Annotated in this window: 7 protein-coding genes and 1 pseudogene; 7 read left to right on the top strand and 1 reads right to left on the bottom strand. The window is 37.9% G+C overall.

Features of this window, described 5'->3' with window-relative positions; genetic code table 11:
- From PPA04_RS08895 to PPA04_RS08865, 7 genes and pseudogenes are all read left to right on the top strand, one after another.
- The coding region (locus tag PPA04_RS08895) for a winged helix-turn-helix domain-containing protein (protein WP_147206804.1) at positions 1-305 on the top strand (305 nt) is incomplete at its 5' end.
- A gap of 165 nt (positions 306-470) precedes the next feature.
- Entirely contained in the window at positions 471-2,507 is a 2,037-nt protein-coding gene (locus tag PPA04_RS08890; protein ID WP_147206803.1) for a KUP/HAK/KT family potassium transporter, read from the top strand.
- Between the two features lie 449 nt (positions 2,508-2,956).
- Positions 2,957-3,607: a recombinase family protein gene (locus PPA04_RS08885; RefSeq protein WP_057785041.1), complete on the top strand. Its 651-nt coding sequence runs from the start codon at positions 2,957-2,959 to the stop codon at positions 3,605-3,607.
- 5 nt (positions 3,608-3,612) lie between these two features.
- Positions 3,613-3,897 (top strand): BRCT domain-containing protein, encoded by a 285-nt coding sequence (locus PPA04_RS08880; RefSeq protein ID WP_056986575.1) that lies wholly within the window; start codon positions 3,613-3,615, stop codon positions 3,895-3,897.
- Between the two features lie 80 nt (positions 3,898-3,977).
- Positions 3,978-4,436 (top strand): alcohol dehydrogenase, encoded by a 459-nt coding sequence (locus PPA04_RS09855; protein WP_307723914.1) that lies wholly within the window; start codon positions 3,978-3,980, stop codon positions 4,434-4,436.
- A gap of 146 nt (positions 4,437-4,582) precedes the next feature.
- Positions 4,583-4,851 (top strand): annotated as a pseudogene (locus PPA04_RS09850) (hypothetical protein).
- Positions 4,852-4,974: 123 nt separating this feature from the next.
- Positions 4,975-5,373, top strand: coding sequence for a pyridoxamine 5'-phosphate oxidase family protein (locus tag PPA04_RS08865; protein ID WP_008855217.1), 399 nt, complete (start codon positions 4,975-4,977; stop codon positions 5,371-5,373).
- A gap of 314 nt (positions 5,374-5,687) precedes the next feature.
- On the opposite strand, the gene PPA04_RS08860 is transcribed toward PPA04_RS08865, so the two are convergent.
- A protein-coding gene (locus PPA04_RS08860) for an IS5 family transposase (RefSeq protein WP_134787804.1) occupies positions 5,688-6,475 on the bottom strand; the annotation gives its coding sequence in 2 pieces (ribosomal slippage) (positions 5,688-6,217 and positions 6,217-6,475; 789 coding nt in all).
- Between the last annotated feature and the right edge of the window lie 209 nt (positions 6,476-6,684).

Below are 6,684 nucleotides of genomic sequence, written 5' to 3'. Positions count from 1 at the left end.
ATAATTATTATAATGGAGAATTGACGATCAACTTTGATTCACAAACGGTCAAAGTAAACCAAAATGAAATCCATTTAACACCAACCGAATATAAGGTTTTGATTATTCTTGCTGAAAACACTTCCCGCGTGTTGACACATCGCTATCTGTTGAAAGCGGTCTGGGGGACAGAATCGGTTGAAGATACATCTTCTCTTCGAGTGACCATTGCAACTTTGCGAAAAAAGATTGAAGTTAACACTCAGAATCAGTATATTAAAACACATATTGGAGTCGGTTATCAGATGGTTCAACTAGATAGTTAAGAATAGAATGCCCATAATTTATGGTTTCAATCAGTATATCGTAAATTATGAGCTTCTTTAAAGTGATTTCATTATGATGTATATGGCATAGTTGCTTTTCTTCGTGTTTAGGCTTACTATTTTGCAGTGCTATATTTCAATAATTAGCGTTGGGGGCAAGCAAATATGAATAAGCAACTAGAACGTGTTTCTTTTGCGGGGGCACTTGTTACTTTAGGAATTGTGTACGGTGATATTGGCACTTCACCATTGTATGTTATGAATGCATTGATTGGTGACGCCGGTAAAATGGGAAATATTTCTCCCAATTACGTGATTGGATCGATCTCGTTGATTTTTTGGACATTAATGATCATTACAACGTTGAAGTATGTTGTCATTGCAATGCAAGCCGATAATAAGCGTGAGGGCGGAATTTTTGCTTTATATGCATTGGTTCGAAAAAATTCAAAATGGTTAATTTGGCCAGCCTTGATTGGTGGGGCGGCCATTTTGGCCGATGGAACATTAACTCCTGCAGTAACTGTGACTTCAGCCATTGAGGGATTAAAAAAACAACACCTTGGCCCTGTGGTGTTTAGTAATTCTCAACATAACGTCTTGATTATCACAACAGTTGTTCTACTCGTATTATTTATGATTCAACGTTTTGGAACAGGTGTGATTGGGAAATCCTTTGGACCAGTGATGATTTTATGGTTTGGCTTTTTGGCTGTCTTTGGAATCGTTAATCTAATCAATTATCCAATGATATTGAAGGCTATTTCTCCTTATTATGCAATTAGGATACTATTCAGTCCAGTTAACAAAGTGGGAATCTTTATACTTGGAAGTATCTTTTTGGCAACCACAGGAGCAGAGGCTTTATATTCCGATATGGGTCACGTTGGCAAGCAGAATATTTATGTAACATGGCCACTAGTATATAGTACCCTATTTTTAAATTACTTAGGTCAGGGTGCTTGGATAATTAGACATGCAGGTGATACTGCTTACAGGAACTTATCGAACTTAAATCCCTTTTATGAAATGCTCCCCGGAACTTGGCGCCTAGTTGGCATTTTGCTAGCCACACTCGCTGCAATTATTGCCTCTCAAGCGTTGATTACGGGTTCTTACACTCTAGTCGATGAAGCAATTGGCTTAAAATTTTTACCTAGAATGGTTATTAGACATCCAAGTAATATAAAAAATCAAATTTATATTGCAACTGTTAACTGGATGCTATGTATAATAACAATTAGTGTAGTCTGGTTCTTTGGTAGTTCACAAAAAATGGAGGCCGCGTATGGTTTAGCGATCACTATTACCATGCTTATGACTACTGTGCTTTTGCATGAATTCTTAAAGAAACACCTGGCTAAGGGAACAGCACTTATAATTGCCTTGTTTTTTGGTTTTATTGAGTTAATCTTTCTAATTTCAAGTTTGGTTAAGTTTATTCATGGCGGTTATGTTACGTTAACAATCATGTTGGGCATTCTTTATATTATGTGGCTTTGGTACTTTGGAAATAAACGAAGAGACCATTATGAGAAAGAAAGCGAGTATGTTTCACTTCTTGACTATCGTGATCAACTCTCTAAATTAAGCGCAGACAATACAGTACCTTTGTTCACGACTAACTTAGTGTATATGACTAAAATTAAGGGTGATTACCAAATTAAGCGTAGTACCATGTATTCTATTCTCGACAGACAACCTAAAAGAGCTAAAGTTTATTGGTTTGTTACAGTCAATGAAACCAATGCACCTTATGAAAGTAATTATACAGTTGATTTACTTGAGACGCATAATGTTGTTAACGTTCAATTTTACTTAGGGTTTAGGAAATCTCAATCCGTTAGTGTCTATTTACATCAAGTTGTAAATCATCTAGTGGAACAAGGTATTTTAGAACCACAAATACCCACGTATTCAACAGAGCGACAACGGAAAGTCGGCGACTTTAAGTTTGTTATTATAAAGGAACAACCAGCAGATTTAATTGTCAATGATAAGTTAAGCTCGTTAGATAGAAGATTGATTGGCGGGCGCATCTATTTGCAGAAAATTACGGCCTCACCTATTTCATGGTATGGTTTGGAGTTTAGCAATGTCATAGAAGAAAGTTCTCCGTTATTTATTACTCAAGATCAGGATCAATACTTAATCCAAAAGAAAATTTATCATCGAGGCAGATTAAGTAAGACTGAAAAATGAGTATGCAGTAGTTTAAGTGCAACAACTAAGTTAGAAAAATTATATTTAGTTTTAATTAATGGTCTGATCTCAGTACTTTACTGAGATCAGACCATTTTTATTCATCGAAATGCGTTTAGTGTTTTACTATAACACGTATTTAGAAGCAACTTGTTTAGATCTCTCGGTTTGTAAAATTAAGTTAATGGCAGATTGCAAGAAATAACTTGAACGAATTTAATGACGTAAATTAAGCAAGAAGATCTCGATTGGTGTGAAGGTAGTATGAAATCGTGTCCATGATTTCATACTACCTTCAAGTCTCTCATTAAATTATTGAGAGACTTTATTTTTTATAGATATAGGAATTTAAAATCCACATTTTGATACAATGGGGCCTACCCTATTGTAACTAAAGAGAGAAGGGAGTATTATTAGTTACATATAAGTGACCCGGAGGTGACCTGGAATTGGCTAAAATCGGTTATGCGCGTGTTAGTACGCGTGATCAAAATCTTGCACGTCAAATTGAACAGCTACATGATGCCGGTGTTAATAAAATCTTTCAAGAGAAGCTTTCAGGTAAAAATGCCGATCGTCCTCAACTAAAAGCAATGTTAGACTATATTCGTGATGATGATGAAGTAGTGGTATTGAGCCTTGATCGACTTGGTCGCAATTCTCATGATTTGACTGACATCATCGAAACCATTCGGCATCATGGAGCTCAATTGAATGTTCTAAACCTGCCTAGCTTTGCAAGTATTGAAGATCCTAACCTTCGTAACTTGATTACGACAATTATTGTCGAACTATATAAGTATATTGCTCAAGAAGAGCGCGAAACTATTAAGATACGGCAACAACAAGGCATAGAAATTGCCAAACGCCAGGGCAAATATAAAGGAAAAATTCGCGAATATGGTCCTCATTCACCTAATCGTCAAAAACGCTATATATATAAAGAAGCCTGTCGCCTTTTAAATAGGAAGAAAGACGGAGATGAAACTCTGACCAAGCGACAAATTGCCCGCATGTTAGGTATTGCACCAGTAACCTTATATCGCATCGAAAAGTATCAGGCAGAAGATCTAGCAAATGTTCCCCCTAGTGAGAGGTAAACATCATGATAGATTTAAGGGGCAAACGAATTCTCTTTACAGGCCGTTTGCGATCTTTTCGTCGTTTCCAGGCACAACAGTTAGCAACTATTCTAGGAGCAAAACCTGTCAACGGGATTGACAAAAATGTCAATATCCTTGTGGTTGGTATTATTAGCAAACCCTATGATCAACTACTTACCACTCAAAAGTTAACGTATGCTAGAACCTATGGCATTCCAAAGATTGACGAATTAGCCTTTATTTCATGGTGCCAATGGCGATTAGATCAATTGAAAGCAACTCTTTAAGTACCTTCTTATCAAACGGGGGGATTAGTATGCAAAAGCGTATCGATTTGGCCAATCAAACGTTTGGATGACTCACAGTCATTAGTTTTTTTGGAAGCAGTTCTAATGGAAACGCGCTTTGGCTCTGTCAATGTCAATGTGGAAATAAATGTATTGTTGACAGTCAACGACTTCAAAAAGGATTCACTCGCAGTTGCGGGTGTTTGCGATCAGAAATAAGCAGATCAAACATAAAAGCTAATAACCAGACTAAAAAATACATGGGCAATCCCAAGAATTTTCAACTAATCAATCGAACAAATTTAGTTGCTTCTACACTTAAACGGTCCAATAACAAATCTGGCGTTATCGGAATTAGTTGGGATAAAACTGCTCAAAAGTGGGTCGCAAGGCTGTACTTTCAAGGCCATCTTGTCCTAAATCATGTATATGTTCATATGGAGGATGCCATCGCTGCTCGCAAGGCAGCAGAGAAAAGGTATATTGTACCTTTGCAAAAGCAATATAATCAAACACACCAAAAAAATCAATTAAATTGATTAGACAATCCGATCTGGAGAAAATGCCATTACCTGCACTTTCTATAGACTTATAGAAAAGCCGATTCATTATAAAATGGTTCAATTCCGTAATCATGCAACTGCCCTAAATACTAAGATCAGTTTGCAAGAAAAGAAGCCGTAGCGTGTGTTTGTGGCATCAAGACTTAATTCGACAAACTCCCAGGACAACAATTATTGGGACAGCATCGTGAAATGGAAAAACGAGGTTATCATCCAGATCAGAAACAGTGTGATCCTCTGTATCAAGGCCAACATTGCCTAGCATACAAGCAACTAAGTCCTGTTGCACTCACAATGCCCATCTATCCTGAGTATGGACCAAGGATATAAACACGTTTGCCTAACTAATCTAACAAGCAAAAGGATCTTGTTAACCTTTCAGCGATCCTAGTCTGCGGTGTTCATCTGGGGACATAGGATTGACAAAATAGGATATTGACAAAACAGAATATCGGCAATATACTTACTAAAAGTAGTTGGAAAGCGTAATGTCGTGTTGATCGGAGAAAATTAAATGGTAAATCTTACAGAAGAAATGAAGAATATGTTAAAGAGTCAGCTCCCCTTCCTAGCAACAACAGGAATAGATGGCAAACCTCAAGTTGGTCCCAAGGGCTCACTACATGTCTTAGATGACTCACATTTAATCTACTTTGAGCATACCTTCAGGCAAGCCTATGATAATCTCTCGAGCAACCATTTGGCAGCGGTTGCGGTTGCTGATAGAGGCGCTCAACAGGGATTTCGCTTTGAGGGAACGGCTCATATTCATGAAACAGATGATTTTGCTAATCATATTTTAGATCAAACTAACATTTTTGACCGTTTCCCACGCGCTGGCGTAGTGGTCATTGATGTTGAACGAATCTATAAATTGGATAACACCTTAGAGGCTGGCATTCAAATCGCCTAGGGTTTTTAAAACAAATTCAACCGAGTAAGTCGAAGAACTTTTTAGTGTCCAAACTCATACAGTGTTTATTTCATGTCATTAAGTATTCATTAGCAAGCAGTTTTGTTATACTTTGTTTAGAAGTGATGGAAGTACGTCGAATTCTTAAGAAACCCATAGCTTACTGTTAACGCCATTACTTCGAGCGTGTCGACCTTTGACACGCTTTTTTTATGCTATTGGATACAAATCATTCAATAAAAATGAAGCATCAAAAAAGACGGCTTCCACTATGGAAAGTCGTCTCCGATGAACCTGGTTTTCTAAGAAGCTGTCTAAAATCTCTTAAGTAATAGTGCTAAAAACGCTAAAACGACCATTTGCAGACTGGTGGTTAATTGACGCTCACAATTTTTCCAAAGTCGCCGACAATTCTCTAGCCAACTAAAAGATCGTTCGACTACCCAACGTTGGGGCATGACTTCGAATCGATGCAACTCATTGCGCTTCGCAACCTGCACGGTTGCGTTTAAATTACTGGCTATATCGAGCTGAAAATTAACGCCTGAATAACCACCATCAACTAAGACATTTTGAACCTGGCGTAAATGCATGGCATGTAAAGCGATCATTGCACTGGCCCCGTCTCGATCAGAGACGTTCGCTCGCGTCATGTGAATGGCCTGCGGAAAGCCATTGATATCAACTGCCAGATGGCGCTTAATCCCCGAGATTTTCTTACCAGCGTCGTAACCTTTGTTTTCAGCAGTAGCGGTGTTTTTGACGCTCTGAGCGTCAACGATAATAAAGGAAGTTAAAGCTGAACGTCCTTGGTAAGTTCGCCGAGCAATGACAATTTTTTTAAAACTTGTTCCAATAAAGAATCAGCCGTAGGCTCAGCTTTAGTTGACCAAATTTTGTAATAGTTGTAAACTGACCGCCATTCTGGGAAATCACCGGGGACTTGACGCCATTGGCAACCGGTTTTCAAGACATATAGGACCGCACAGAAGACCTCGTAGAGGTCATATTTTCGAGGCTTAGTTCGCTTACGAAAATTTTCTAAAGCTGGTCGAATTAATTCAAATTGTTGCCGAGTAATATTGCTGGGATAATTTTTCATAGCTTAAACTCGCTTTTTACATAGAAGTATATCAAAAATCATAGATCTTGGACAGCTTCTTAGATGCCTTTTTTTGTTATCAAAAAGGGCCTAGTACTTTTGGAATGGAAATACTTTCCAACACCAAAAATTCTAGACCCAGAAAAATACGGAGAGCTAGAATTTTATAGCTTCTCCGTATTTTTAAAGGCCACATTGCGAATTTCTTG

Origin of the sequence: Pediococcus parvulus (assembly GCF_007990205.1) — a bacterium.
Taxonomy (GTDB): domain Bacteria; phylum Bacillota; class Bacilli; order Lactobacillales; family Lactobacillaceae; genus Pediococcus; species Pediococcus parvulus.
The sequence above is the reverse complement of the archived record's forward strand: the minus strand, read 5'-3'. Positions and strand labels throughout refer to the sequence as shown.